Here is a 26923-nt window from a genome sequence, read left to right as displayed (position 1 = left end):
CGCCGAGCGCCGAGCGCCGAGCTAGGACGGCAGCGCGCGGCGGGCGGCGGCCAGCACCTCGGGGTCGGCGCAGCCGGCCGCGTACCCGGCGATCCGGCGGCGGATGTCCCGGTTGAGCAGCCAACCACCGATCCGCTCCGCCACCGGGCGCAGGAACGCCGGCCGGCACCGGAAGTTGTACCGCCAGGTGGCGACCGTGGTGCCCGGCGCCGGGCCGGGCGCGAAGCGCCAGCCGCCGCCGAAGCGCTCGAAGAACCACGGGCCACGGACCATCTTCATGCCGACGTTGGTCGGCGGCGCCCAGGAGACGTACTCGCTGACCATCACCAGCCCGTGCCGCGAGCGGGTGAACGTGCGCACGCCCCGGCCGGGCCGGGTCGCGCCGTCGACGAAGTGCTGCTCGCGGACGAACGGGTCCCACCGGTAGCGCACCGGGGCGACGGTCTGGGAGACGGCGAACGCCAGCTCCGGCGGGACCGGCACGGTGACGACCGCCTCGACGACCGGCATCAGCGCCTCGGCGTCACGGTGGCCAGCAGCTCCGGCTGCCGGCGGTCCAGCGCGTCCCCGGCCAGGTACGCCCCGAGCAGCGCCGCACCCACGCCGTATGCCAGGCCGGCCGGCAGCGCCAGCCAGAGCCAGACGTCGCCGAGCAGCGCCGCGGCCACCACGAACGGGATCGCCGCCACCGCCGAGGACACCATGGACAGCAGTGTCAGCATGCTCTTCGCGATGCCCGCGCCGGTGTTCATGGCGAACGGGTTGCTCGTCTCCGGCAGCGAGTAGGCACCGAGCACCGAGATGAACCCGTTGATCGCCAGCCCGCAGCCGTACGCGGCGAACAGCCCGCCGGCCATCACCCCGAGCCACTCGGGCCGCCCGAGCACGACGGCCAGCACCACCGCGACCACGACCAGGATCGGCACCACGTAGAGCGAGAACGCCACCATCCGGGCGCGCAGCTCCACCCGCCCCGGCACACCGGCCACCACGTTCGCCGCGTACGCGCTGCCGTCGAAACCGAACTGGTTGGCCAGCGTCAACGAGGCGAGCACCCCGACGAGGACCATGGAGATGCTGACCAGCACCGGCGACGAGTTGGCGCTGGCCTCGCCGAACGCGGCCCCGCCCTCCACCGCGAGCGACGCGCCGCCCAGGTTGACCATCACCGGCACGAACACGCCCACCACGGCGACCGTGATCAGGTTGGCCCGCCGTCGGGCGTCCCGCCACCAGTAGCGGCACTCCCGCGCGACGAGCGCGCCGAACCGGTCCCGCCGGGCCCAGCCGACCGCGCGCGGGAAGAGCTGCGCGACCGCGCCGCCGACCACTCCGCGCGGGGCCCGCGCCGGCCCGGTGCTCGCCGCGCCGACCATCGCCGACTCCAGCGAGCGTGACCACCAGAGCAGGAGTACGCCGATCGTCGCGGCCGTGATCAGCAGCTTCACCACGGCCGCGCCGGCCCGGCCCTCGGCGACGTCGACGCCGGCCGTCCAGGGCGCGCCGAACGGCGTCCAGCCGACCACCCGGGCCACCCCGGTCAGCCGGTCCCAGTCGGCGTTCCGCACCGCGGCCAGCACCAGCAGCTGCAACGGCCCGAGCAGCGCGGCCAGCACCGCGAGCAGCACGGCGGCCAGGTCGCGGACCCGGCGGGACCGGAGCATGGTGGCGAACGCGCTGGTCAGCGCGCGGGCCCCGGCCACGCAGACCAGCAGCCCGGCGACCACGCCGACGGCCCCCACCAGCGCGGCCGGCCAGCCGCCCAGCGCGCCGGCGGTGACCACCAGCCCGGCCGCCGTGACCAGGGTGGCCAGCGCCGGCACGCTGACCAGGGCGGCGGCGAGCAGGCCGGTGACCAGGGTCCGGCGGGAGAGCGGCAGCAGCGCGAACCGGGCCGGGTCGAGCGTCTCGTCCACGCCGAAGAAGACCAGCGGCAGCAGCAGCCAGCCGAGCGTCAGCACGCCGCCGCCGAACGCGGCGGCCATCAGCGCGTACCGCGACTCGTCGGCCAGGCCGGGCGCGGCCAGCAGGAAGAACCCGGTCGCGGCGAACCAGAGCGCGAACAGCACACCCAGCACGAACAGCACGATCCGCCACGCCTGGCCGCGGAAGTTGTTGCCGAGCACCCGCAGCTTCAGCCGGACGAAGTGCCGAGGCGAGACCGCCCGGGTCGGCGGCTCGACGGCGGTCACCGGGACAGCCACGACAGCTCCTCGCCGGTAGCGGTCCGGCCGCCGACCACCTCGACGAAGACGTCCTCCAGCGACCGGTCGCCGCGCACCTCGGTCAGCGTGCCGACCCGCTTGATCCGGCCGTCGGCCAGGATCGCCACGTGCGAGCAGAGCCGCTCGACCACCTCCATCACGTGGCTGGAGAAGACCACCGTGCCGCCGCCGGTCACGTAGCGGTGCAGGATGTCCCGGATCAGCGCCGCCGAGACCGGGTCGACCGCCTCGAACGGCTCGTCGAGCACCAGCAGGCGCGGGCCGTGCAGCAGCGCGCAGGCCAGGCCGATCTTCTTCTTCATGCCGGCCGAGTAGTCGACCACCAGCGTGCGGCCGGCGTCGCCGAGCGCCAGCACGTCGAGCAGCTCCGCCGCCCGCTGGTCGACCACCGCCGGGTCCATGCCGCGCAACAGGCCGTGGTACGCCAGCAGCTCCGCCCCGCTCAGCCGGTCGAAGAGGCGTACGCCGTCCGGCATCACGCCGAGCAGGCTCTTCGCGCGCACCGGATCGGCCCAGACGTCGTACCCGAGCACCCGGGCCTCGCCGGCGTCGGGCCGCAGCAGGCCGACGGCCATGGAGAGGGTGGTGGTCTTGCCGGCCCCGTTCGGGCCGAGCAGGCCGTAGAACGAGCCGGTCGGCACGGCCAGGTCGACGCCGGCCACCGCGATCTTCGTGTCGAAGCGCTTGGCCAGGCCACGGAGGTGCAGGGCCGGGTGCTGATCGGTCATGCACCGACGGTAGCCCGCCCCGGCCAGCTCCTCACAGGCGCAGCGACTCCGGGGTGTGCAGGCGGAGCATGGTGGTGCCCACATCGCGCGGCAGGCGCCGCCGGCTCGCCATGGAGACCACCACCATCACCGTGAACGCCAGCGGCACCGTCCACGCCGCCGGCTGGGTGGTGAGCGTCGCCGGCCAGCCGGTCAGCGGCGGCCCGAGCACGGTGAGCAGCACCGCGCCGATCGCCGCGCCGCCACCGACCAGCACCCCGGCGGCGGCGCCCAGGTCGGTCAGGCCGCGCCACCAGATGCCGAGCACCAGCAGCGGGCAGAAGCTCGACGCGGCGACCGCGAACGCCAACCCCACGACCTGCGAGACGTCCAGCCCGGAGACGTTCAACGCGAGCACCGCCGGCACCGCGCCGGCGATCACCGTGGCGATCCGGAACCCGCGCACCGAGCCACGGCCCAGCACGTCCGTGGAGATCACCCCGGCGACGCTGGTGAGCAGCCCGGACGAGGTGGAGAGGAACGCCGCGAACGCGCCGGCGGCGACCAGCGCGGCGAGCAGCCGGCCGGTGACGCCGTCGCCCAGCGCCGCGCCCGGCAGCAGCACCACCACCGCGTCGGTCTGGCCGCTGACCAGCAGTTGCGGCGTGTAGATGCGGCCCAGCACGCCGTAGATCGTGGGCAGCAGGTAGAAGACGCCGACCAGGGCCAGCACCACGAGTGTGGTGCGCCGGGCGGCGGCGCCGTCCGGGTTGGTGTAGAAGCGCACCAGCACGTGCGGCAACCCCATGGTGCCCAGGAACGTGGCCAGGATCAGCGAGTACGTCGCGAACAGGCTGCGGTCGTCGTCGCCGGCGGTGTCCGGCAGCAGCCAGTCGGTGGCGGCGATCGCGGCGCCGGACACCTCGGGCACCGGGTCGCCCGCGGCGAAGTCGAGGCGGTCGCCGGGGCGTACCTCCCGCACGTCGCCGTCGGGCAGGGTGAGCGTCGCGCGGTGCTCGACCACCACGGTGGTCGCGGTCCGGAACGCCGGCCCGTCCGGCGGCGTCACCGCCGGGCGGGCGTCGGCCTGCCACTGCAACGCCAGGAAGATCGCCGGTACGGCGAGCGCGGTCAGCTTCAACCAGTATTGGAACGCCTGCACGAACGTGATCGCCCGCATGCCGCCCAACGCCACGTTCGCGGTCACCACCACGGCCACCAGCAGCGCCCCGAGCGGGTACGGCGAGCCGGTCAGCGTGGCCAGCGTCAGCCCGGCGCCCTGCAACTGCGGCACCAGGTAGAGCCACCCGATGAAGATCACGAAGACGGTGGCGATCGTGCGGAGCCGGCGCGAGCCGAGTCGCACCTCGCAGAAGTCCGGCAGCGTGAAGGCGCCGGAGCGGCGCAGCGGGGCGGCCACGAACAGCAGCAGCGCCAGGTAGCCGGCGGCGAAGCCGACCGGGTACCAGAGCACGTCCACGCCGTACTTGAGGATCAGCCCGGCCACGCCCAGGAAGCTGGCCGCCGAGAGGTATTCCCCGCCGATGGCGGCCGCGTTCCAGGTCGGGCTGACCGCCCGGGACGCGACCAGGAAGTCGGACGTGGTGCGGGCCAGCCGCAGCCCGTAGAAGCCGATGCCGACGGTGACCAGGGTGACCGCCACGATCGCGGGGACCACGTACCCGTTGGCCATCAGCGCTCCGGCCGCTGGACCAGGTCGACGAAGTCCTGCTCGTGGCGTTCCGCCAGCCGCACGTACGCCCAGCCGACCGCGATCAGGAACGGGAAGGCGGCCACCCCGAGCAGCACCCACGGCAGGTTGACCCCGAGCACGGTGACCCGACCGACCGACGGCGCGATGGCGAACAGCCACGGCAGGCCGCCCAGCCCGATCAGCACCAGCAGGCTGAGCCGCAGCGCCAGCGAGAGCTGGGCGCGCATCAGGCCCTGCACCAGCGTCTCGCCGACCCGGGTCTGCTGGGCCAGCTCGGACCGGGTGCGGTCGGCCCGGTTGCCGGTACGGGAGACCTCGGCCAGCACGATCCGGGTCCGCTGCGGCGGGCGGGCCGGCTGTGGCGCGCGCGGGCCGGGGAGCGGAGCCGGCTGCTGTTCCTCGGCTGCGGTCATCCCCGGCAGTCTCGCCTGCTCGGTGCGAATGTCAAGCGCACCGGCTGCGACCCTGTGCACAACTTGTGGATAAACGGTCGAGCCTGTGGACAACTCGGTGGATGAGCGTGGAGTCGTTGTGGACGACCGGACCGGATGTCAGGGTGGGCCGATGGAGAGGAGGTGTGACAGTGACCAGCCCGGCACGACCCGGCAGCGGCGACGCCTGGACGGTGGACGACCTCCAGGACCTTCCCGAGGACGGCCAGGACTACGAGCTCTTCGACGGGAGCCTGCTCGTGTCCCCACACGCGGACGTCCGCCACGGGGCGATCGCCAACCGCCTCCGCCGGCTTCTCGACCGGCAGGCGCCGGCCGGCCTGCTCGTCGGGCAGGACGTCGGGGTCAGCGCCAAACGTTCCTCCTACTTCGTGCCCGACGTGTTCGTCGCCCACGAGGAGGCCCTGGAACGGGGCGGCCCCGCGCTCGCCCCGGCCGACGTGCTGCTCGTGGTCGAGGTCGTCTCCCCTGGCAACGCCGGGCGCGACCTGGTGCTCAAGCGCCATGAATACGGCTTGGCCGGCATCCCGCGCTACTGGCTGGTGGAGCCGCGGAAGCAGACCGTGACCGTGCTGGAGCATGTCGGCCACGGCTATCGCGAGTCGACCGTCCTCGCCGCCCCCGACGTCTACCGCGCCGACCATCCGTTCCCACTCGTCCTGCCGGTCGCCGAACTCTTCTGAGCGGAATCAGAGACTTCCCCGCCCCCGCGGGCACGACGTGAGGGGCCGGTCCCGACGGGACCGGCCCCTCAGGGTGTTCCGGATCAGGTGGTCGGGACCACCAGGTCCACGGCGAGCGAGCCGGTGGCCGGCACGACGAACAACCCGAGCTTCCGGGTGCCGTCCGGGCCGGTCACCAGGTAGCGGCCGGAGTAGTCCTGGCCGGCGTACGACACGTCGTAGGTGACGTAGACGCGCTGCCGGCCGGTGACCTGGAGCGTGTAGCGGCCGTCCGACATCCAGCCGGAGCCGGCGACGTCACCCGTGTCGGCGCTGCGCGCGATCACGTAACCGTTGGTGAACGACGCGCCGTCCTGGTTGGTGAACGTGCCGGTCACCGTGCTGCCCGCCCGCATGGCGGTGTCGAGCGTCGCGGTGCCCCCGGCGGTCACCGTCACCGGCGTGGCGGTGTAGCGGCTGACCGCGTCACCGGACCAGTGGACGGCGTACGGGTGGCCGCTGAACACCACCGGCCAGTCGTACGGGCCGAGCCGGTCGAGCGTGTAACGGCCCTGCTCGTCGGTGCTGGCGTCGTTGACGCCGACGCCGGGGTGCCCGGTCAGCACCGAGACGTCGACCGAGTTCGCCGGCTTGCCGGTGGCCGCGTCGGTGACCGTGCCGGTGATCCGGCCGGCCGGGTCGAGCCGGACCTGCGGCCCGGCGGTCACCGTGCCGACCGTCGCGGTGACGGTGGCGGCCTGCCGCTCGTCACCGGTGCCGCCGTCGGCACCGACCCACTGCCGGCCGTAGGGGGCGTCGCCCGGGTCGGCGAAGAGCCGGTAGGTGCCGGCGGTCAACGGGCCCACCCGGATCCGTCCGGCCCCGTCGCTGCAGTTGCCGTGCCCGTCCACCAGCGTGGCCTGCTTGGGCAGGAACGCGTCGAGGCAGACGTCGGCCACCGGCCGTCCGGTGGCCCGGTCGACGATGGTGCTGGTGATGAGCGCGCCCGGGCGCAGCTTCGGGGCGACCTCGGTGGTCTGGCCGGCCACCACCCGCACCGTGAGGCGGCGGTCGAAGTGCAGGCGGTCCGCCGTGTAGACGTAGATCTCGTGCCGGCCCTGCGGCAGGCCGGTGAGGGTGACGGACCCGGTGCCCCGGCTGCACGTCTCCGCCGACTCGACGCAGAAGTCGGCCACCGGGGCGCCGGTGACCGAGTCGACGGCGCGGACCCGCACGGAGCCGGTGCCGAGCAGCGCGTCGGCGATCCGGGTCCGCTGCCCGCCGCGCACCACCACGAGGTTCGCGTCGGTGTAGTCGAGCTTGCCGCGGTAGTACTGCGTCCGCTGGCCGGTCTCGAAACGCACCTTGTAGGAGCCGGCCAGCAGCGCCGGGACGGTGAAGGTGCCGTCGGGTCCGGTCTCGGCGTCGACCCCGCCGTACATGTTGGCGGTGTTGACCGCGACCTGGGCGGAGACGAGCGGCGCGCCGGTCGCGGTGGTGAACGTGCCGGTGAGGCTGCCGGTGGGCAGCACCGTCTCGTCGACCACGGTCTCCTGGTCGGCGGTCACCCGGTAGCGGCCGGCGTCGACCTCGTCGAGCTTCCCGGGAACGTACTGCGTCTGGTAGGAGCCCTCGATCGGCCGGAAGGAGAGGGTGTAGTCGCCGGGCGTCGCCGCGATCCGGAAGCGTCCGTCCTCGTCGGTCGACCCGTAGGCGTTCCCGGAGTTGTCGGGCCGGTCGGCGTAGATGCTGAGCCAGGCGACGGGCGCGCCACCGGCGTCGGTGATCCGCCCGGTGAGCACGCCGGTGGCCCGGAGTTGGTCGTCGGCGGTGGCGGTCTCGCCGTTGCCGACCGTCACCGGGTCCGCGTCCCAGATCATGGCCTGCTGCCGGTAGTACTGCGCCGGCTGGTCGACCGGTTGGAAGCCGACGAGGTAGCGCCCGGCGTCCAGCCCGCCGACCGACCACCGGCCGTCGCTGTCGGTGGTGGTCCAGCCGGCGGTGGCGTAGGTGTCGGCGTCGAACACCTCGACCTGGGCGTCGGCCGCGCCGGCACCGGCGCTGGTGGTCAGCCGTCCGCTGACCGTGCTGGTCTCCGCGGCCTGCGCCGGGGCTGACCCGGGCAGGACGAGGAAACCGGCGACGACGGCCGCGGTGGCGGCGCGACGTGCGAAGGAAAAACGCATCTGCGTCCCAACGTGAGGATGGTGGGGCGACCCCGCGCAGGCTGCGCCCACACCGCCCCCCGCGCCCCGTCCGGGATCGGCCCGGCCAGGATAGGTACGCGGTGCGACACCCGTCGATCAGCCGTAACGGCGGAATCGACTGTGGAGTCAGCGGCTCCAGTCCTGCTTGGCGGCCCGGACCAGCTTGTCCTTCAGTTCCCGGGTGTGCCGGCGGCTCACCGGCAGCTCGGCCCCGTCGATCACCACCACGTAGCCGGAGTTGACCAGCCGCAGCTCGGCGATGAGCCGCAACTGCACCAGGTAGGAGCGGTGGACCCGGACGAACCCCGCGTCGGCCCAGCGCTCCGCCAGCGTGGCCAGCGACACCCGCACCAGGTGCGATCCCTCTGCGGTGTGCAGCCGGGCGTAGTCGCCCTGCGCCTCCACCCAGCGCACCGCCGAGCGGGGCAGCATCCGGGTGGTGCCGGCCAGCTCGATCGGGATCGTCGGGTCCTCCTCGGCCCGGGCCAGCGCCGCCGGGTGCGACGGCACCACCCGCGCGCCGATCACCCGGCGCAGCGACTCGGCCAGCCGCTCGGCGCGGACCGGCTTCCGCACGTAGTCGGTGGCGCCCAGGTCGAACGCGTCCACCGCGCCGTCGTCGTACGCGGTGACGAAGACGATCGCCGGTGGCCGGGCGAACCGGCGCAGCACCCGGGCCAGCTCCATGCCGTCCAGCCCGGGCATCCGGATGTCGAGGAAGACCACGTCCACGTCGTCGTCGCGGAGCACCCGCAGCGCCTCGGTCGCGTCGCCGGCGGTGTGCAGCCGGGCCACCCGGGGATCGGTGCGCAGGTGGTAGGCCAGCTCGTCGAGGGCCGGCGGCTCGTCGTCCACGGCCAGCACGCGGAGGAACCCGGTGCCGGTCGCGGTCACGAGGAGACCCGGACGCCGGGGTGGAACTTCGGCACCCGCATGCTGACCTTCGTACCCGAACCCAGGCCGGTCTCGACGACCAGGCCGAAGCGGTCCCCGAAGGCCGACCGCAGCCGCTCGTCGACGTTGGAGAGGCCGACGTGCTGCCCCGGGTCGTCGGCCGGGTCGCTACCGACGCCGGACACCTCGGCGATGCCCGCCGTCAGCGTGGTCGGATCCATCCCCACTCCGTCGTCCTCCACCGTGATGTGACACTCGGCGCCCGCGTCCCGGGCCTCGATGCTCACCATGCCGGTGCCCGGCTTGCGGGACAACCCGTGGCGGACCGCGTTCTCGACCAGCGGTTGGAGGCAGAGGAACGGCAGCGTCACCGGCAGCACCTCCGGGGCGATCTGGAGGCGCACCTGGAGGCGTTCGCCGAAGCGGGCCCGCTCGATGGTCAGGTAGCGGTCGATCGAGCGCAGCTCCTCGGCCAGCGTGGTGAACTCGCCGTGCGAACGGAACGAGTAGCGGGTGAACTCGGCGAACTCGAGGATCAGCTCCCGGGCCCGGTCCGGGTCGGTCCGGACGAACGAGCCGATCGCGGTGAGCGCGTTGTAGATGAAGTGCGGGCTGATCTGCGCGCGCAGGGCGCGCACCTCGGCCCGCGCCAGCCGTTCCCGCGACGAGTCCAGCTCGGCCAGGGCGAGCTGGTCGCCGGCCCAGTGCGCGGTCTCCAGCGTGGCCTGCACCAGGCCCGGCGCCGGCCGCTCGTCGGCCACCGCCACCAGCGCCCCGACCAGCCGGCCGTCCGCGCTCAACGGCGCCACCACCGCGCCGCGCACCGGGCAGTCGACCAGGTCGCAGTGCAGCTCCGACTCGCGCAGCACGGTGGAGCGCCCGCTGCCGATCACCCGCCGGGCCGCCGCGGCCAGTTGGTCGCCGTGGTGCGCGCCGCGCCCGTCGATGGCCAGCAACGCGTCCCGGTCGGTCAGCGCCAGGCCGGCGGCGCCCACCAGGGCCCGCAGATGGCGTACGGCCTTCGCCGCGCCCGCCGCGCTCAGGCCGGCGCGCAGCGGCTCGGCGGCCAGGCCGGCGGTGTGCAGCACCTCGTACGTGGCCCGCTGGGTCGCGGTGGCGATGCCCCGGCGGGCCCGTAGCCGCAGCACCGCCCAGAGTGCCCCGGCCAACGCGGTGACCAGCGAGACGACGGCGAAGACGGACGAGAGGTTGCCACCCACCCCGGGAACGCTAGTACGCGCCCTTACGTGCCAGCACCACCCCGACGGTCCGCCACAGGATGCTCAGGTCGTACGCCAGCGACCAGTTGTCGACGTAGTAGAGGTCGAGCCGGACCGCCTCGTCCCAGGAGAGGTCGGAGCGGCCGGACACCTGCCACAGCCCGGTCATGCCCGGCCGCACCAGCAGCCGGCGCCGCACGTCGCCCAGGAAGTCGCCGTCGTCGGCGGGCAGCGGACGCGGGCCGACCAGCGACATCTCGCCCCAGAGCACGTTGATCAACTGGGGCAGCTCGTCCAGCGACGAGGCGCGCAGGAAGCGGCCCACCGGGAAGACCCGGGGATCCTGCTTCATCTTGAACAGCATGCCGTCGGTCTCGTTCTGGTCGACCAGGCCGGCGAGCCGCTCCTCGGCGTCCACGTACATGGTGCGGAACTTCCAGACCCGGAACGTGCGCCCCTCGTGCCCGACCCGGGGCTGCCGGAAGAACACCGGCCCGGGGTCGGAGATCCGGATGGCCAGCGCGATCGCGGCGAAGAGCGGGGCGAGCAGCAGCAGGCCCAGCCCGGACGCGACCCGGTCCATCAGACTCTTGAGCAGCAGCGCCGGGCCGGAGAGCGTCGGCTCCTCGACGTGCAGCAGCGGCAGGCCCTCGATCGGTCGGATGTGCACCCGGGGGCCGGCGATGTCGGTGAGCTGCGGCGCGACCACCAGGTCGACGCCGGAGCCCTCCAACTGCCAGGCCAGCCGACGCAGCTCACCCGGCTCGGCGGTGGCGGAGCCGCAGACCGCGATGGTGTCCCCGCCGACCTCCCGGACCAGGGCCAGCACGTCGCGGCCGGCGTACACCGGCACCGGCGTCTCCAGGCCCCGGGCGGCGGCGTACCCGTCGGTGAGGTGGATGGCGACCGGCACCAGGCCGACGCCGGGGTTGCGGGTGACGGTGGTGTAGACCTCCAGGCACTCCGGCAGCGTGCCCACCAGCACCATCCGGTGCCCGGCCTGGCCGACGCGGCGGCGCAGCCCGTGCAGGCCCGCCCGGGCGATCATCCGGCCGAGCAGGATCAACAGCAGCGCGCCGAGCAGCGCGAAGCCGACCGTCCACCGGGACAGTGACGTCACCGTGGCGAAGGCCAGGAACGAGACGGTGGCGGCTACCGCCACCCCGGAGCGGATGACGCGCTTGAACTCGTCCGGGCCGAGGCCCAGGTAGCGCCGGTCGTAGGCCCGGTTTCCCCACAGGATGAGCAGCCAGCCGAGCGGCAGGAGCAGGAACGCGACGGTGTAGAACCACACCTGGGGGGAGTTCTTGAAGCCGGAGTCGGCCTGCTCGAAGATCTGCACGGCCAGGAAGCTGGCCAGCGCCGCCGCGCCGAAGTCGGCGAGCAGCAGGATGGCGATGTAGGGGCGGTGCCAGCGGGAGACCCGGCGGCGGGCACGGGCCCACCCCGACCGGGGTACGCCGTTGTGGGACGGCGGTGTCGGCGGCTGGATCTCAAAGCTGTCGACGTGCCGCACGCTCTTGCTCCGGCCTGTGTCGGTTACCGGGCGCTGGAGGCTTGTCGTCACCTCAACCCATGTCCTCCCGCATGACCCGAACCTCACTCGCCGTGAGGACGCGGGTCGCTCACCGTCCCAGTCTCCCACGTTGACCGTGGCGATCTGGCCGGCTCCGAGTCAGTTGTGAAGCCGGGGACCGAGCCACTATACCGATGGATGGCGGCTCGGGTAGAGCCACCGACTGGGACCTTCCGCGATCCCCGGTCGATTCCGCTCAGTAACCGACGGGTGTGGTTACTCACCGTACGAGTCGGGACAACCTTCGGTCAGCGAGCGGCTTGCCGCCGGTCTGGCAGGTGGGGCAGTACTGGAGGCTGGAGTCGGCGAACGAGACCTCCCGCACCGTGTCGCCGCAGACCGGACAGGGCAGGCCCTTCCGGGCGTGCACCTTGAGGCCGGAGCGCTTCTCCCCCTTCAGCTCCGCGGCCCGCTGGCCCATCGACCGCCGGACCGCGTCACCGAGCACCGTGCGGGTCGCCGCGTGCAGGCCGGCGAGCTGGTCGTCGGTGAGCCGGTCGGTGATCGCGAACGGGGAGAGCCGCGCCGCGTGCAGGATCTCGTCCGAGTACGCGTTGCCCACGCCGGCCAGCACCGACTGGTCGGTCAGCACGCCCTTGACCTGCCCCCGGCGGCTGCGCAGCCGCTCGGCGAACGTGGGCAGGTCGGCCGCCAGCGCGTCCGGCCCCAGCTTCGCCACGCCGGGCACCTGGGCCGGGTCGGTGACCAGGTAGGCGGCCAGTTTCTTCTGGGTGCCGGCCTCGGTCAGGTCGAAGCCGGAGCCGTCGTCGAGGCGTACCCGCACCGCGATCGGGCCCTTGCCGGGCCGCAGCGGGGTCGCCGACGGAAACGCCTCCCGATAGTGCAGCCAGCCCGCCCGGGCCAGGTGGACCACCAGGTGCAGATCCTCGCCGAACCGGACGTCCAGGAACTTCCCGTGCCGGCCCGCGCCGGTGACCGGCCGCCCGGCGACCGCGCTGGGCGGCGGATCGTACGTCTTCAGCGCGCTGATCGCGGCCACCTCGAACCGCTCGACCCGCCGGCCGACCGCCCGCTCACGCAGGTAACCGGCGAGCGCTTCCACCTCCGGTAGTTCAGGCACCCGACAACGGTAGCCTTCTTTCCCGTGAGAATCGTGGTGGCGCACAACCGGTACCGGGAAGCTCAGCCGTCCGGCGAGAACACCATCGTCGACGCGGAGATCGCCCAGCTCACCGCTGCGGGCGTGGAGGTGCTGCCGTTCCTGCGCAGCTCCGACGAGATCCCGTCGATGTCGAAGCCGGCCAAGGCGTTGCTGCCGATCTCGCCGATCTGGGCCCCGAAGGCCCAGCACGACCTGGACCGCCTGCTCGCCGAGCACCGGCCGGACGTGCTGCACCTGCACAACCCGTACCCCCTGCTCTCGCCCTGGGTGGTGCGGACCGCGCACAAGCGCGGCGTGCCGGTGGTGCAGACGGTGCACAACTACCGCCAGGTCTGCTCCTCCGGTCTCTACTTCCGCGACGGCGTGATCTGCCAGGACTGCCGCGGTCGCGCGCTGGGCGTGCCGGCGATCGTGCACCGCTGCTACCGCAACTCCCGGGCGCAGAGCGCGCTGATGGCCACCACGCTGGCCGTGCACCGCCCGACCTGGCGGTCGGTGGACCGGTTCGTCGCGCTGACCACGGCGGTCGCCGACCATCTCCGGGACTACGGCATCCCGGACGAGCGGATCGTGGTCAAGCCCAACGCGGTGCCGGACCCGGGCACGCCGGCGCCGCCGGGGGACGGTTTCCTGTTCATGGGTCGGCTCAGCCCGGAGAAGGGCCTGGACCTGCTGCTCTCGGCGTGGCGGCGGCACCCGGTGGGCGCGCTCGGCCCGCTGCGGATCGCCGGTGACGGCGAGCTGCGTCCGCTGGCCGAGGCGGCCGCCGCCGAACGGTCCGACGTCCACTACCTGGGCCAGCTCGACCGCCAGGGGGTACGCGCCGCGCTGGCCGACAGCGCCGTGGTGCTGGCCACCTCGACCTGGCACGACGTGCTGCCCACCGTGATCATCGAGGCGCTGGCCGCCGGCCGGCCGGTGCTCGGCACCGCGCTCGGCGGCATCCCGTACCTGGTCGGCGCGGACACTCCCCGTGAGCCGGCCGGCACCGGCCCGGCCGAGGTGGCGACCGCCGCCCCCGGCGACGGGCGGGTGTCGCTCCCGACCGGGGTGCAGCGCGGCGAGGCCGGCTGGGTGGTGGCACCCGAGGTCGACGCGCTGGCCGCCGCGCTGCCGCTGGCCGCCGCCGAGGCGCGCGCCCTGGCCGGCGCGGCCCGCACCCGCTACGAGCGCACCTTCCACCCCGACGTGATCACCAAGCGCCTGATCGACGTCTACGCCTCCCTCACCTGACCGCCGCCCGCCCGCGGCGTTGATCAAGAGGTTTGCGTCGAGAATCAGCTTGTTTTCGACGCAAACTCCTTGATCAACCGTGCCGGGCCGTCGGTGGGCCGTCGGTGCTACTGGGGTGCTACGCCGGCTCGACGGGGAGCCAGACCTCGCAGGTCGAGGTGCGGGGGTCGCCCGGTGCGACGATCTCCGGGCCCGGCCGCAGCCGCCACGGGTGGAACGGGAACCACTCGGCCGCGACGGCGGCCCAGGTCCTTTGCAGGGTCTGCGGATGCGGCCCCACGGCCCGGATGACCACCCAGCGGCCCGCCGGGACCTCGATGACGTCGAGGTCGCCCGGAATCGGCGTGCTCGGGGACACGGCGACCCCGTGCAGGTAGGTCAGCTCGCTGCCCTCGCGGTAGTCCACGTCCACGTCGTCGCAGACCGCGAGCAGGCCGCCCGGCTCGGTGTCGCCGAGTGCCGTCAGGCGCAGGTGCTCCGCTGCCGGCAGCGCGGTGACGTGCTGCCGGATGTACGGGTTGACGCCCCGGTGGATCAGTGGAACCCGGGCAGCGTGCCCCACCAGCCGGAACGCGGGACGGTCGACGATGCGGGTTTCCATGCGTTGCTCCCTGCGACAGTTGGGCCTCCGTAGCGTGACCATCACTGTCACCGGCACACCCGACCGAGGCGGAGCGGGAAGTGTCGGGTGATCGGGAGCGGTGCCGCCACACGATGGGGGCATGGACGACGAGACACTGGTATCCCGGTTCCTTCGCGACGGCTTCGTGAAGGTGGCGGGGGCCGTCGCACCGCGCGTGGCCGCGGACTGCGCGCGGCTGCTGTGGCGGGAGACGGGCTGCGACCCGGACGACCCGACAACCTGGACGCAGGCCGTGCACTGGGTGCCCGGCATGGCGCAGGGGCCGTTCGCCGCCGCACCCAATTCTCCGTTCCTCCATCACGCGTACGACCTGCTCGTCGGCGCGGGACGCTGGGAGCCGCGTTACTCGCTGGGCACGTTCCCGTTGCGCTTCCCGCACCGGGATGAGCCGGACGACGCGGGCTGGCACATCGAGGGCAGCTACCTGCCGGAGGGCGCGAGCTGGTACTTCACGAATGTTCGCTCCCGGGGCCGGGCGTTGCTGATGCTGTTCCTGTTCAGCGAGGTCGGTGCGGGGGACGCGCCGACCCGGATCCGGGTCGGCTCACACCTCGACGTGCCGAAGGTGCTGGAGAGGTACGGGGAGGACGGGGCGAGCGGGCTGGACCTCGCGCCCGAGTTGGTGGCGGCCTCGGACCACCGGCCACTCGCCCTGGCCACCGGTTCCCCGGGCGATGTCTTCCTGTGCCATCCGTTCCTGGTGCACGCGGCGCAACCGCACCACGGGACGCGACCGCGCTTCATGGCCCAGCCGCCGCTGATGCCGGCCGTGCCGTACGAACTGGACCGGGCCGACGGTGCGTACTCGCCCGTGGAGATCGCGATTCGCCGAGGACTCGGACGGGACACCCCCGTTGCCGAGGTGCACCGGTGACGGTGCGGGTGAGTGGCCGCAATGCACGGTTCCAGCAGTGGGAGGCGCTGCTCCGCAATCGGACCAAGCGGCAGCGTCGCGGCGAGTTCCTCGTGCAGGGCGTACGCCCGATCGCCATGGCCGTCGAACACGGCTGGCAGGTCCGGGAGCTGCTCTACGACGCCGACGCCCAGATGTCCGGCTGGGCGCGCACGCTCCTGGACACCGTCCGGGCCGAGAGGTACGCCGTCTCCCGTGGACTGATGCACGAGCTGGGCGGCAAGGCGAACACGGCACCGGAGCTGCTGGCCGTGGTCGCGCTCCGGGAGGACGACCTGTGCCGCATCCCGGCCGGGCCGTCCATGCTCACCGTCGTGTTCGACCGGCCGACCAGCCCCGGCAACATCGGGACGCTCATCCGGTCCGCGGACGCCTTCGGCGCGTCCGGCGTCATCGTCACCGGCCATGCCGCCGACGTGTACGACCCGAAGGCGGTGCGGGCGAGCACCGGCTCGTTGTTCGCGCTGCCCGTGGTCCGGGTGCCCGCACACCAGACCGTGCTGTCCTGGGTCGCCGACGTGCGCGCCGACGGCGTCGGCATCCGCATCGTGGGTGCCGATGAGCACGGCGCACTGGAGGCCGCCGAGCACGACTTCACGCGACCCACGCTGACCCTGATCGGCAACGAGACCACCGGTCTCAGCGTCGGCTGGCGGGAGGCCTGCGACCAGCTCGTCCGGATCCCGATGTCGGGCGCCGCGAGTTCCCTGAACGCGGCGGCCGCCGCGACCGTCGTGCTCTACGAATCGGCACGCCAGCGCAGCGCTGCCGCCCGATGTGTCTCCCCCTGACCGGCTGCCGGCTACGGCCCGTCCGAGCCGGCCCGGTCGTGCTCAGCCCACGCCGAGAGCAGCGGCGAGCTGGATGATCGAAGCTGGCGCCCGCGGGTCACGGGCCACCTGGGCGAGCACCTGCCGCGCGACCGGCCGCTGGCGTACCTCGGCGGGTGCCATCCGGTCCGCATCCACGAGCACGCGGCCGGCGCCGGCCGGGTCGTCGGCCTGAAGGTAGGCGCGGGCCGCGTCGACCAGGTGCGCCGCCCGGTGTTCCACCGGTAGCCACCGCCAGGCGTCCCGCTTGATCGTCTTCTCGTGCCAGGCGACCGCCTCGCTCGCGTCGCCCAGGTCGAGCGCGGCGGCAGCGCGGGCCAGGTCCACCGCCGTCGGCCCGAACGCGGTCCGGTGATGGTCGTGCCCCTCGCCCACCAGAGCGGCCATGCCGGCGGCCTCATCAATGAGGTCGGCCGCGACACGAGCGTCACCCCGGCGGGCCGCCGCCAGCGCGGCCTGCACCAGCAACGTCCCGCACAACGACAAGTGGCCGGGGGAACCGTCCTCGGGGGCGATCCGGTACGCGGCGGCCAAGGCCGCCGACTGTGCCTCCCGCGCCCGCCCCGACGCGCGGAACACCTGGCCGAGCTGCACCGTAGCGGCGGCCACCAACACCGGATCGCCGATCGCGGCCGTCATGGCCCGGTCCGCGGCCAGCCAGCCCAGCTCCACCTCGCCGAGCTTGACCAGCAGCGACGCGGTGAGCCGGTACGCCTCCACCAGCAGCGGGCGCCCCCACCCGTCGGCGGCGACGCGCTGCACGCCGGCCAGCAGGCCCGGCGTGGCGGCAACCACCTGCGGATACCGGGCATGCTGGAACGTCACCCACGCGTGCTCGACATCCCGCGCCACCCGGTCCGCCGGCAGCACCGTGCCGTGGGTGGTCGGCCGTGCCAGAGCGATCTCGTACGCCGACAGCGCCGCCCGGATCCCCTCCACGCCCTCGGTACGCCCGGCCACCGCAGCGGGTCGGGTGTCCCGGCCGAGCAGCACGGCGGTGTCGATCCGCAGGACGGCGGCGATGTCCCGCAGCGTCGACACCTTGTCGAGGGACCGGACACCCCGCTCGACCTTGTCCACCCAGGACTTCGACCGGCCGAGCCGATCGGCGAACACCTGCTGCGACAACTTCCGCCGCCCCCGCCAGTACGCCACCCGCCGGCCGACCGGCAGCAGCTCACTGCTGTCCACGCTGCCGCCGCCGGTCCGGCACCGCCCGGGTGGTTTCCTCGGCCGGTATCCGCTCCGCCTCGGCCTGGGCGAGAAGCCGCTGCCGGGCGGCCTCCCGTTCCGCCGCCTGGATCTGCTCGCCCCGGTCCTCACGCTCGGGCTTCCGTCGCCCCGTCACGACCTGGGCCTCCGCACTACACCGTACGACTCTTCCCTTGCATGCTGAGCCATGAGCCCTCCTGGAAGATCTCTCTGGTTCCTCAAATTAGGAGTCCATAAAAGTAGGCTACGGCGCTGTTCCTGATTTGGGAACTCACGGCGTGTCGCCGGGCGGGTGGCCGGAAGGGCGGGATACTCGCCGCATGGTCACCCCAACGATTCAGAGGCGTCGTCTCGGCAACGCCCTCAAGCGTGCCCGCGAGGCGGCGGGCAAGACCCAGGAAGAGGCCGCAGAGGTCATCGATTCGGCATCCAGCAAGGTCAGTCGGCTGGAACTGGGACAGTCGGGCATCCGGCTGACGGACTTGAAGCTGCTGCTCGACTTCTACGGGGTGACCGGTGAGGACGCCGAGCCGCTACGGGACCTCGCCCGCGCCGGACGGCAGCGGGGACGGTGGAGCGGCTACCGGAACGTCGTGCCCGACTGGTTCCGGCAGTACCTCGATCTGGAGGCGGACGCGGCCGAGATCCGCTGGTACCAGTCCGAGGTCATCCCCGGCATCCTCCAGACCGAGCCCTACATCCGGGCGATGATCGGCGGGGAGGACGTCGAGCCGCAGACCGCAGTGCGCCTCGAACGACAAAAGGTCATCGATCGCCCGGACGGTCCGGAGTTGAACTTCATCCTCAGCGAGTCGGCGCTACGGCGTGACCTGGGTGACCGGACGGCGATGCGGGAGCAGCTATCCCAAATCGCCGCCGTCGCCAAGCGTTCGAACGTGACAATCCAGATCTTTCCGTTGGATGCCGAGACGTATGTGGTTTCCTCGTACAACTTCATCATCCTGCGGTTCGGGGAGGAGGTCGCGTCCGATGTTGTCTATCTGGAGACGCTCACCGACGCGGATTACCTCGACAGCCCCGAGGCGCTCCGGTCCTACAATCGACTCTGGGATGGTCTCCGGGCTGCGGCCCTGGGGCCGGCGGAGTCCCGGAAGCTCATCCTCCGGATCGCCGACGAGATGAAGTAGAGGCTGACATGACGAACCCGGACCTCACCGGCGCGGTGTGGCGGAAGTCCACCCGTAGCGACGCCAACGGTGGTGCGTGTGTCGAGGTGGCCGATCTCCGCGACGGGGTGGCCGTCCGAGACAGCAAGGACAAGGCCGGTCCCACGCTGGCCTTCGGAGCGCAGGGTTGGCGCGCGTTCATCGGCTCGCTCAAGAGCAACTAGCGGCCGCTGCCCGTACCTGGTCAAGCAGCTACCACTGAGAGTCGTCCGCTGCCCGGAGTTCGGCGTCGGTAGCGGGAACCGCGCCTACGGGACGGGAACCTGCTCACCACATGGAAGGCGCGGATCGCCTCGGCTGCCTGCGCATCCGCCGCTTTACGGACCAGCAGGTGGGGGACCTCCCATGGGGCTTCGAAGGTGGAACCGAAGAGCAGCCCTTCAGTGAGTCATTCATGACATCAAGCTTGTAGGGGCCTCGACGAAACCTGTCGCCAGGAACGCCAGCGGTCCGGCGACTCCGTCAGGCGGTGTTAAGAAGGGGCCCCGCCTCTACCGAAAGCGTTAACCGGGGGCCCCGCCTTACAGCGCAGCGCGGGCGGAGAAGGCGATGCTCGCGAGCAGGAAGCCGCCGTTCACGATGGTGAACGCCACCATCACCCAGAACGCCAGCGCGGGCGCGAACACCAGCACCAGCCCGGCCAGAAAGATCACCGCACCGTAGTCGCGGACCAGCTTCACCACGCGCACCGGGAACGAGGTCGAGGTGACCATGCTGGCCGCGTTCGGGCCGGACTGCATCACCGACGTCACCAGGTTGACCATCCAGGTGCCGGCGAACGCCGCCACCAGCCACACCGGCGTGGCCGGCCGCTGCGCCACCGCCACCGCGCCGATCGCGGTCACCAGTGCGATCTGGGCGGCCACGTCGCAGAGCACGTCGATCCGGGCGCCGGCCGCGCTGCCCTGGCCGGTCACCCGGGCGAGCTGCCCGTCGGCGCAGTCAAGCGCGTACGCGATCTGCCAGCCGACCAGCGCGACCAGCCCCACCACCCAGGCCGGGACGCTGCCGGCGGCCACCTCGTCGGCGAGCGCGACCACCGTCACCGAGGCGGCCAGCCCCAGCACCAGGTTGGCCAGCGTCAACGCGGTCGGGCGCAGTCCCAGCCGCTGGGCGGCCAGCGCGAACGCCGCCCCGATCCACTGGCTGATCGACTCGCTGAACAGGCCGCCACCCCGGTTGACCCGGTGGAAGTCGGCGACGGTGGGACGGGGCTCAGCCAAGGTGGTCGCGGAGGGCACCGGCGTAGTCTGCCAGCCGCTCCCGGGTCTCGGAAGCGGACATCGTCAGGTGTTCGAGGATGGTGTAGCGGTCCGGGCGGGTCGCGGGCGCGAACTGCACCGCCTCGACGAACTGGTGATCGGTCAGCCCCACCTCGGACGGCAGCCGGGGCAGCCCGTGTCGGGCCAGGCAGGCGGACATCTCCGCGAACCGGCGCTCGTCGCCGCGCAGGAACGTGCAGAACAACGCGCCCAGCCCGGCCAGCTCACCGTGCGAGGCGGTGCCCGGGAAGAGCGCGTCGATCGCGTGCATGATCTCGTGGCAGCCGCCACTGGACGGGCGGCTGGTGCCGCAGACCGCCATCGCCAGGCCACTGGAGATCAGCGCCTCGGCCAGCACCGTGACGAACGCGTCGTCGGTCATGTCGCCCGGATGGTTCAACACCGCCTCCGCGCCGGCCCGGGCCAGCGAGGCGGCCAACCCGTCGACCGGCTCGCCGCGGACCCGCCGGGCCAGCTCCCAGTCGGCCAGCGCGCTGATGTTGCTGACCACGTCCCCGACGCCGGCCCGGTTGTGCCGCTCCGGCCCGGCCTCCACGAAGTCGAGGTCGACGATCACCGCGATCGGGATGTGCACCCCGTAGGAGCCCTTCAGGCCCTCGGTGATCAGGCTGGCCACCGGGGAGGCGATGCCGTCGTTCGCGAGCGCGGTGGCCACCGTCACCATCGGCAGCCCACGCCGGGTGGCCGCGTACTTCGCCACGTCGATGGTCTTTCCGCCGCCGATGCCGACCACCGCGTCGTACGACCGGGCGCGCAGCTTGCCGCCCAGCTCGTCGGCCGCGTCCAGGGTGCCCCCGGCCACGGTGAACACGTCCGCCGACCGCAGCGACGGCCGGATCAGCTCGGCGATCTTCTCGCCCTGCCCCGGCCCGACCACCACGGCGACGTCGCCGCCGGCCGAGATCCGGCCGTCGGAGAGGATCGCCGCCAGGTCCGCCACCGCACCCCGCCGCACGTCGATGTGCAGCGGGGTGAGGACGCTACGGGCTAGTAGCGGCACGCGATCTCCCGCGCCCGAGCCAGATCCTCGTGGTTGTCGACCTCGACCCAGGAGACGTCCCCGATCGGCGCCGCCCGCACCTCGCCGCCCCGGTCGGCGAACTCCTGGTAGCCGTCCTCGTAGTAGAGGTTCGGGTCACGCCGCCAGGTCGCCTCCAGCGCGTCGGCGAGCGCGTCGGCCACCTGCGGCTCGATCAGCGTCGCGCCGATGTACTCGCCGTACGCCTCACCCGGGTCCATCAGCTTGGTGATCCGGGTGAGCTGGCCCGCCGCGTCGAAGGTGGTCTTCATCTCCTCCTCGGCCAGCGGCTTGAGCGTGTCCACGGCCAGCAGGATGCCGGGGCCGCGCTCGGCCAGCAGCGTCTTCTCCACGCTCACCGGGTGCACGGTGTCGCCGTTGACCAGCAGCACTCCGCGGGAGAAGTGCTCCCGGGCCAGCCAGAGCGAGTACGCGTTGTTCCACTCCTCGGCCTTGTCGTTGTCGACGAGCGTGATCGTGACGCCGTACTTCTCGGCCAGCTCGGCCTGCCGCTGCCGGACCGCGTCGGCCGCGTAGCCGACCACGATGACCACCTCGGTCAGCCCCACCGCGGCGAGGTTGCGCAGCGCGATGTCGAGGATGGTGACCTCCCCGTCGACCGGCACCAGGGCCTTGGGCAGGGTGTCCGTGTACGGCCGCAGCCGGCGCCCCGCACCCGCGGCGAGCACCATCCCGATCATGCCGACACGCTCCTCTTCTCGACCGGATTCCACGAGGCGAGGATATCGTCGGCGGCCCGGCCGCCGTGGTTCAGCCCATGATCGGGCCCTTACAGGCCGATCGACCGCAGCGCGGCGAACCCGTCCGCCACGATCCGCCGGATCAGCCCGTCGTTGACATCCCGGTGCTCGTCCAGCAGGTCGATGTCGCGCTCCGCCAGCCAGCGGAACTCGGTGTGCTCGGCCGGTGCCAGTCGGGGCCGGCTCAGGTCGCCGTCCACCCGGACCAGGAAGTCGGTCTCCACCCGGTCCAGCCCGTCGTCGCCGACGTAGCGGTATTCGCCGACCAGGCCGAGCACGTGCGACACCGCCCAACCGGTCTCCTCGGTGACCTCCCGGCGCAGCGCGTCGTCGATCTCCTCACCGGGCTCCAGGTGGCCGCCGGCGATGTCCCAGCAGTTGGGGAAGAGACGCCGCTGGGGCGAGCGGCGCTGGACGAAGATGCGGCCGTCGTCGTCGACGATCAGCGCGCCGGCGCAGCGGAGGGGATCGGTGGGCACCCTCCGACAGTAGCCATCCGCGCCGCTCACGGCGATGTGGTGTTAAGCGGGGCGCCTTCCTCTACCGCAGGCGTTAAGAGGGGGCCCCGCCTTACACGGGCGATGGCCCGGCCGATACCGGCCGGGCCATCGCGTCGTGCGAGGTGAACGTCAGGGACCGACGAAGACCGCGGTGCCGCGCCAGTCCACGTCGTCGACGGCGGGACCGCTGCGGGTGGTGGCGGAACCGGTCGGCACGCCGTCCGCCCAGTCCATCGAGGACAGGCTGCCGGTGCTCCGGGAGACGACGTAGAGCTTGTCGCCGTCCAGGAACAGGCCGCCCGCGTCGGCGAACGCGGTCGTTCCGGTGATCGTGGTCCGCTCCGCGCCGACCGTGCCGGTGTCCGGCGCGAACTGCCGCGAGAACAGCGTGGCCTGGCCGGCCAGCGCGTAGTAGACGCGGCCGCTCTTGTAGAACATCGCGGTCACGTTGGGCAGCTCGGCGCCGAAGTTGACGGTCATGCCCGCGTAGGTCGAGCCCTCCGGCGCGGAGCCGGTGACGACCTTGTCCCACTTCTCGTCGTGGTAGGGGTCGAGCTTCTTCGGGGTGCCGAACTCGGTGCCGTCGAACGAGCGCTTGTAGAGGTCGCCGCCGACGCCGTAGAACAGGTCACCGCCGACCCAGAACGCGCCCTTGACGCCCGACCAGCGGGTGTTGTCCGGGTTGGGCACCGACATCGCGTTGCCGACGCCGGTCGCGCCGTCGTACGACCGCTTGGTGATGCTGTCGACGGTGGTGGCCGGCGGCACCGGCGGCAGCTTGACGACCTCGATGCCCTGCACCAGCGGGTTCTCCAGGACGCGACCGAAGTCGACGTCGATGTTGCCGTCGCTGGTGACCGCGAAGGCCCGCATGGTGCCCTTGTTGGTGGCGCCGATCGCGGCGACCGGGTCGAAGTTGCTCAGCTTCTGCACGCCGTCGATGCTGACGTTGAACTTGCGCTTGCCGACCGTGCCCGTCTTGCCGTAACGGTTGGCCAGGTAGAGCCGCACCTGCACCGGCGTGCCGGCCGGGACCGGGAAGTCCCACTGCATGTCCGGCGCGGGCGCCTCGTCCCACCGCTCGCTGCTGAACAGCTGGACCGGCGTGCCGGCCGGCACGGTGCCGTCGACCGTCGCGTCGGTGGTGTACGTCGTCACCGTGTTGCCGGCGTTGTGCAGGGTGCTCGGCGCGGCCAGGGTGTCGGCGGCCCAGACCGGGCCGTTCGGCGCGGCGAGCTGGTCGCCACCGGCGTTGACCCGGTAGAGCACGTCCGAGGCGTCCGGCGTGGGCGCGGTCTTGACGATCTCGATGCCCTGGATCAGCGGGTTCTCGATGACCCGGCCGAAGTCGATGTCGACCACGCCGTCGCTGACCACGGAGACGGACTGCATGGTGCCGCGGTCGGTGCCGCCGGCGGCCACCACCGGGTCGAAGTCGTTCAGCTTGAGCACGCCGTCGACGCTGACGTCGAACTTGCGCTTGCCGGCCGTGCCCGTCTTGGGGTAGCGGTTGGCCAGGTAGAGCCGGACGTCCACCCGGGTGCCGGCCGCGACCGGGATGTCCCACTGCATGTCCGGCGCGGTCGACTGGTCCCACCGCTCGGTGTTGAACAGCGTCGTCGGGGTGCTCGCCGGCACCGTGGCGTCGAACGTCGCGTTGGTCGGGTACACCTTCTCGCTGTTGCCACCGTTGTGGTAGGGGCTGGGCGCGGCGTCGGTGTCGGCCGCCCAGTCCGGACCGCCGTCGGTCGCCGGGATGGCCGGACCGCCCGCGTTGACGCGGTAGAGGACCTCGGTCTGCGCCGCGCGGCCGGCCTGGTAGACGTCGCCGGGCAGGCCCTTGGTGCTGGTGGAGTGCGGGGTGCTGCCGCCGTCCAGCGGGAAGAAGGCGAGCCGCTTCCGCTGGTAGTCGAAGTTGCCGATGTATTCCTGGTCGCTGCCCAGCCAGAGGCCCTCCGGGGTGACCAGCATCTCGGTGACGCCGTAGCCGCGCGGGTGGCGGCCCGGGTTCCAGGCCAGCGGCAGGCCGCTGGCCGGGTCGAGGGCGGCGATGCTGGCCCGCGGCACCGCGCCCGGCCCGGCCTTGTCACGGGCGAGCGGGTTGTTCGACCAGCGGAAGTGGCCGCCGACGTAGATGGCCTTCTCGCTGATGCCGACGGAGAGGAACGTGTCGCCGCCGCTGAAGTTGGTCCAGGTCGGCTTCTGGCCGGCGCCGGTGGCGTCGGTCTCCCAGCGGGCCGCCGAGTCGCAGAGCGTGCCCGGGTAGGACGCGCCGGTGGTGACCACCACGAAGTACTTGCCGTCCGGGGAGAACTGCGCGTCCCGGACCCACGAGTCGAACGCGCTGTACTTGCAGGCGCCGGAGTAGCCGTCGGTGTTCCAGTTGGCGACGGTCGCCGAGCCGGCGCCCAGGTTGATCCGCACGATCTGGTCGTGCACCGCGCCGTCGGCCTTCTTGAAGTTGCCGATCACCACGAGGTGCTTGCCGTCCGGCGAGACGGTCAGCTTCTCGACGCCGACGCCGGCCGAGGCGCCGCCGTTGGTCGGCGTCCAGTTGTGGTGCTCGGTCAGCGACACGGTCAGGTAGTCGTCCACGGCGCCGGTGGTCGGGTTCAGCGAGGCGAGCCCGGCGCGGTTGGTGGTCGTGGTGACCGTGCTGAAGATGCCGCCGACCAGCAGGTGGCCGTCGACCAGCGCGAGGTCGTTGACCGTGCCGTTGAACGCCGGGCCCTTGAAGCCGTCGACCGGGGTGCCGTCGGCGACGTTCAGCAGCGCGAGCTTGCGGAAGTTCTTGTCGCCGACCTTGTTGAACGTGCCGGCGACGTAGACCGTGCCCGGCGTCGGACCGGCGGCCACCGCGGTGACGTCACCGTCCAGCACCGGCGCGAACGCGTTGTCGATCTTGCCGGTCGCCTTGTCGAAGGCGAGCAGGCCCCGGCGGTCGACCGGGGTGGGCGAGGAACCGCGGTTCTGCGCGTTCGTGAACGAGCCGCCCACGATGACCTTGCTGCCGGCGTCGTGGATGGCCACGACGTTGCCGTCGTTGATGTTCGGCGTCTTCTCCGAGGGCACCTCGCCGACCAGCGTGCTGTGGTCGGGCGCGACCGTGGCCGCCGGTGCGGCCAGTGCCGGCACCGGTGTGAACAGGGTGGCGATGCCGAGCACGGCAGCACCGAAGGCGGACACCGAGCGGTGTCTCAGGATCGAGGAAGGCACAGGCTGCTCCGGGGGGAACGTCGGAGGCGCTGCGGTCGTGGCCGGTGCCGACGCGAGGTGTGGCGTCGCACGGCCGACCGCAGACGTGAGAGCAATACCTTCTCGCATTCGCCTACCGCCCGTCCACCCGGGACCGGCCTTTTTGACTCAAGAAGCGACCCGAGTCGCACGAAAAGACGAGTGAAGATCACTCTGTGCGTGCGGGAGATGGCGCAGCGGAGGCACTGAGATCCGGCATCGGCGGATTGAAGTACGGGTCGGTGGCCAGCTCGCGGAACACCGCCGCGCTCTCCGGGTCCTTGCCGAACGTGCTGTCGTACAGCGGCTTCTCGGTCTGCCGGGCCGCGAAGTAGATGACGGCCTTGATCTGCGGGTGCTTCTTCAGATAGGGGCCGACCTCGCGTAGCCACTCGGCCCGCTGGCCCGGCCGGCCGTCCTGGGTGAGACCGAACTCGCCGATCACCACCGGCCGCGGGTGCTTCTTGGCGAACGCCATGAAGTGGTCCATCCGGTTGCTGAAGCTGTTCCACTCCGGGCTGGGATAGACGTCGGTGCAGAGCCAGTCGACCTGGTCGTCGCCGGGGTAGTAGTCGGCGGCCCGGCGTTCGGGCTCGGCGAACCCGTCCGCGTGCGGGCACCACGTCCAGGCCGCGTTCGTGACGCCGACCTCGGTGAAGATGGCGCGCACGTGCTTCCAGGCGGCGACGTAGTCCTCCGGTGAGTGCATGCTGGCGGCCAGGTTCGGCCGGTCCATCTCCCACCGGTAGCGCAACAGCACCGGCACGCCGAACGCCTTGACGTCCTGCGCCCGCTGCCGGATCAGGTTGTCGTAGACGCCGCTGACCGTCGACCGGGTGTCGGTGCCCTGCCAGGAGATCATTTGCAGCTTGCCCTGCGCCTGGAACGCCCGCTCGGTGCCGCCCGGGAACGGCTCGTTCCACTCGTGGAACATGTGCGCGATGGCGAGCTGGCCGCCGGCCGCCCGGTTGAAGTCGTCCCACGCCGCCACCCGGCCGGTCGCGTTGTGGAACTCCGGCTTCACCCAGGCGCCCACCCAGGCGCCCTTCTCCGGCAGCTCCGGCCCGCGCCCGGTGGTCTGCACCGCGCCCTTGCGGGGCGTCACCGTGGGCGGCGGCACCGCCGACGCGGTCTCCTCGGGCCGGTCGTCCGACCCGGAGTCACACGCCGCGACCGCCGGTGCCAGGAGGGCCAGAGCGAGCACGGCCGCCATCGTCCGTCGTAACCGTCGTACCACCGCAACCTCTCCCCAGGATGGTCGCCGGCCCACTGTCATTCTGGTGGCGGGCCCCGCGTCAGCGGGACGGCACGCCGGGCCGGGCGGGCGAC

General features: G+C 72.5%; 25 protein-coding genes. 6 read left to right on the top strand and 19 right to left on the bottom strand.

Going from position 1 to position 26923, the window contains the following annotated elements; all coding sequences use genetic code 11:
- Positions 1-21 precede the first annotated feature (21 nt).
- The 5 genes from ACH495_RS00355 to ACH495_RS00335 are packed head-to-tail and all read right to left on the bottom strand — an operon-like array spanning position 22 to position 5059.
- On the bottom strand, positions 22-510 hold the full coding sequence (locus tag ACH495_RS00355; RefSeq protein ID WP_396855627.1) for an SRPBCC family protein: 489 nt from the start codon (positions 508-510) through the stop codon (positions 22-24).
- On the bottom strand, positions 510-2204 hold the full coding sequence (locus ACH495_RS00350) for an ABC transporter permease (protein WP_396855626.1): 1695 nt from the start codon (positions 2202-2204) through the stop codon (positions 510-512). Before ACH495_RS00350 ends, ACH495_RS00355 begins: the two co-directional genes overlap by 1 nt.
- Entirely contained in the window at positions 2189-2953 is a 765-nt protein-coding gene (locus ACH495_RS00345; RefSeq protein ID WP_396855625.1) for an ABC transporter ATP-binding protein, read from the bottom strand. The genes ACH495_RS00350 and ACH495_RS00345 overlap by 16 nt, the downstream gene beginning before the upstream one ends.
- Before the next feature lie 31 nt (positions 2954-2984).
- Complete coding sequence (locus tag ACH495_RS00340) at positions 2985-4625, bottom strand: cation acetate symporter (RefSeq protein ID WP_396855624.1); 1641 nt, start codon at positions 4623-4625, stop codon at positions 2985-2987.
- Entirely contained in the window at positions 4625-5059 is a 435-nt protein-coding gene (locus tag ACH495_RS00335) for a hypothetical protein (RefSeq protein WP_396855623.1), read from the bottom strand. The genes ACH495_RS00340 and ACH495_RS00335 overlap by 1 nt, the downstream gene beginning before the upstream one ends.
- 170 nt (positions 5060-5229) lie before the next feature.
- Between ACH495_RS00335 and ACH495_RS00330 the strand changes: the two genes are divergently transcribed.
- Positions 5230-5781, top strand: a complete 552-nt coding sequence (locus tag ACH495_RS00330) for a Uma2 family endonuclease (protein WP_396855622.1) — start codon at positions 5230-5232, stop codon at positions 5779-5781.
- Positions 5782-5864: 83 nt separating this feature from the next.
- Here the strand turns inward: ACH495_RS00330 and ACH495_RS00325 are convergent, their stop codons facing one another.
- From ACH495_RS00325 to ACH495_RS00305, 5 genes are all read right to left on the bottom strand, one after another.
- On the bottom strand, positions 5865-7946 hold the full coding sequence (locus ACH495_RS00325) for a carboxypeptidase regulatory-like domain-containing protein (RefSeq protein WP_396855621.1): 2082 nt from the start codon (positions 7944-7946) through the stop codon (positions 5865-5867).
- A 147-nt stretch (positions 7947-8093) separates the two neighbouring features.
- Entirely contained in the window at positions 8094-8861 is a 768-nt protein-coding gene (locus ACH495_RS00320) for a LytR/AlgR family response regulator transcription factor (RefSeq protein WP_396855620.1), read from the bottom strand.
- On the bottom strand, positions 8858-10081 hold the full coding sequence (locus ACH495_RS00315) for a sensor histidine kinase (protein ID WP_396855619.1): 1224 nt from the start codon (positions 10079-10081) through the stop codon (positions 8858-8860). Before ACH495_RS00315 ends, ACH495_RS00320 begins: the two co-directional genes overlap by 4 nt.
- Positions 10082-10091: 10 nt before the next feature.
- A complete protein-coding gene (locus ACH495_RS00310) occupies positions 10092-11597 on the bottom strand; it encodes a sugar transferase (protein WP_396855618.1) in 1506 nt (501 codons plus the stop codon).
- Between the two features lie 280 nt (positions 11598-11877).
- Positions 11878-12738, bottom strand: coding sequence for an Fpg/Nei family DNA glycosylase (locus tag ACH495_RS00305; RefSeq protein ID WP_396855617.1), 861 nt, complete (start codon positions 12736-12738; stop codon positions 11878-11880).
- Positions 12739-12762: 24 nt separating this feature from the next.
- Between ACH495_RS00305 and ACH495_RS00300 the strand changes: the two genes are divergently transcribed.
- Positions 12763-14013 carry a glycosyltransferase family 4 protein gene (locus ACH495_RS00300; protein WP_396855616.1) on the top strand — a complete coding sequence of 417 codons (1251 nt, stop codon included), beginning with the start codon at positions 12763-12765 and terminating at the stop codon, positions 14011-14013.
- A 118-nt stretch (positions 14014-14131) separates the two neighbouring features.
- Here the strand turns inward: ACH495_RS00300 and ACH495_RS00295 are convergent, their stop codons facing one another.
- The gene (locus ACH495_RS00295; RefSeq protein ID WP_396855615.1) at positions 14132-14614 is read right to left on the bottom strand and encodes a GyrI-like domain-containing protein; all 483 of its coding nucleotides are present in this window, start codon (positions 14612-14614) and stop codon (positions 14132-14134) included.
- A gap of 121 nt (positions 14615-14735) precedes the next feature.
- Here ACH495_RS00295 and ACH495_RS00290 point away from each other — a divergent pair, with 121 nt between their 5' ends.
- Together ACH495_RS00290 and ACH495_RS00285 are read left to right on the top strand one after the other, a co-directional pair.
- On the top strand, positions 14736-15530 hold the full coding sequence (locus tag ACH495_RS00290; protein WP_396855614.1) for a phytanoyl-CoA dioxygenase family protein: 795 nt from the start codon (positions 14736-14738) through the stop codon (positions 15528-15530).
- On the top strand, positions 15527-16360 hold the full coding sequence (locus ACH495_RS00285; protein ID WP_396855613.1) for a TrmH family RNA methyltransferase: 834 nt from the start codon (positions 15527-15529) through the stop codon (positions 16358-16360). Before ACH495_RS00290 ends, ACH495_RS00285 begins: the two co-directional genes overlap by 4 nt.
- Positions 16361-16402: 42 nt before the next feature.
- Here ACH495_RS00285 and ACH495_RS00280 read toward each other — a convergent pair whose 3' ends face one another.
- Positions 16403-17590 (bottom strand): helix-turn-helix domain-containing protein, encoded by a 1188-nt coding sequence (locus ACH495_RS00280; protein ID WP_396855612.1) that lies wholly within the window; start codon positions 17588-17590, stop codon positions 16403-16405.
- The gene (locus ACH495_RS00275) at positions 17577-17747 is read right to left on the bottom strand and encodes a hypothetical protein (RefSeq protein WP_396855611.1); all 171 of its coding nucleotides are present in this window, start codon (positions 17745-17747) and stop codon (positions 17577-17579) included. The genes ACH495_RS00280 and ACH495_RS00275 overlap by 14 nt, the downstream gene beginning before the upstream one ends.
- Before the next feature lie 184 nt (positions 17748-17931).
- Here ACH495_RS00275 and ACH495_RS00270 point away from each other — a divergent pair, with 184 nt between their 5' ends.
- Positions 17932-18759, top strand: a complete 828-nt coding sequence (locus tag ACH495_RS00270) for a helix-turn-helix domain-containing protein (protein WP_396855610.1) — start codon at positions 17932-17934, stop codon at positions 18757-18759.
- Positions 18760-18767: 8 nt separating this feature from the next.
- Entirely contained in the window at positions 18768-18962 is a 195-nt protein-coding gene (locus ACH495_RS00265; protein ID WP_396855609.1) for a DUF397 domain-containing protein, read from the top strand.
- Positions 18963-19319: 357 nt separating this feature from the next.
- Here ACH495_RS00265 and ACH495_RS00260 read toward each other — a convergent pair whose 3' ends face one another.
- From ACH495_RS00260 to ACH495_RS00235, 6 genes are all read right to left on the bottom strand, one after another.
- Positions 19320-20039: a CDP-alcohol phosphatidyltransferase family protein gene (locus ACH495_RS00260; protein WP_396855608.1), complete on the bottom strand. Its 720-nt coding sequence runs from the start codon at positions 20037-20039 to the stop codon at positions 19320-19322.
- Positions 20014-21081 (bottom strand): iron-containing alcohol dehydrogenase family protein, encoded by a 1068-nt coding sequence (locus ACH495_RS00255; RefSeq protein WP_396855607.1) that lies wholly within the window; start codon positions 21079-21081, stop codon positions 20014-20016. Before ACH495_RS00255 ends, ACH495_RS00260 begins: the two co-directional genes overlap by 26 nt.
- Complete coding sequence (locus ACH495_RS00250) at positions 21069-21800, bottom strand: sugar phosphate nucleotidyltransferase (protein ID WP_396856477.1); 732 nt, start codon at positions 21798-21800, stop codon at positions 21069-21071. The genes ACH495_RS00255 and ACH495_RS00250 overlap by 13 nt, the downstream gene beginning before the upstream one ends.
- Before the next feature lie 89 nt (positions 21801-21889).
- Positions 21890-22339, bottom strand: a complete 450-nt coding sequence (locus ACH495_RS00245) for an NUDIX domain-containing protein (protein ID WP_396855606.1) — start codon at positions 22337-22339, stop codon at positions 21890-21892.
- 150 nt (positions 22340-22489) lie between these two features.
- Positions 22490-25546: a malectin domain-containing carbohydrate-binding protein gene (locus tag ACH495_RS00240; RefSeq protein WP_396855605.1), complete on the bottom strand. Its 3057-nt coding sequence runs from the start codon at positions 25544-25546 to the stop codon at positions 22490-22492.
- Between the two features lie 217 nt (positions 25547-25763).
- A complete protein-coding gene (locus ACH495_RS00235) occupies positions 25764-26807 on the bottom strand; it encodes a glycoside hydrolase family 26 protein (RefSeq protein ID WP_396855604.1) in 1044 nt (347 codons plus the stop codon).
- Positions 26808-26923 lie beyond the last annotated feature (116 nt).

Origin of the sequence: Micromonospora sp. NPDC018662, from assembly GCF_044391475.1 — a bacterium.
GTDB lineage: Bacteria > Actinomycetota > Actinomycetes > Mycobacteriales > Micromonosporaceae > Micromonospora.
Note: the sequence above shows the minus strand (reverse complement) of the source record. Positions and strands in the feature narration are given on the sequence as shown.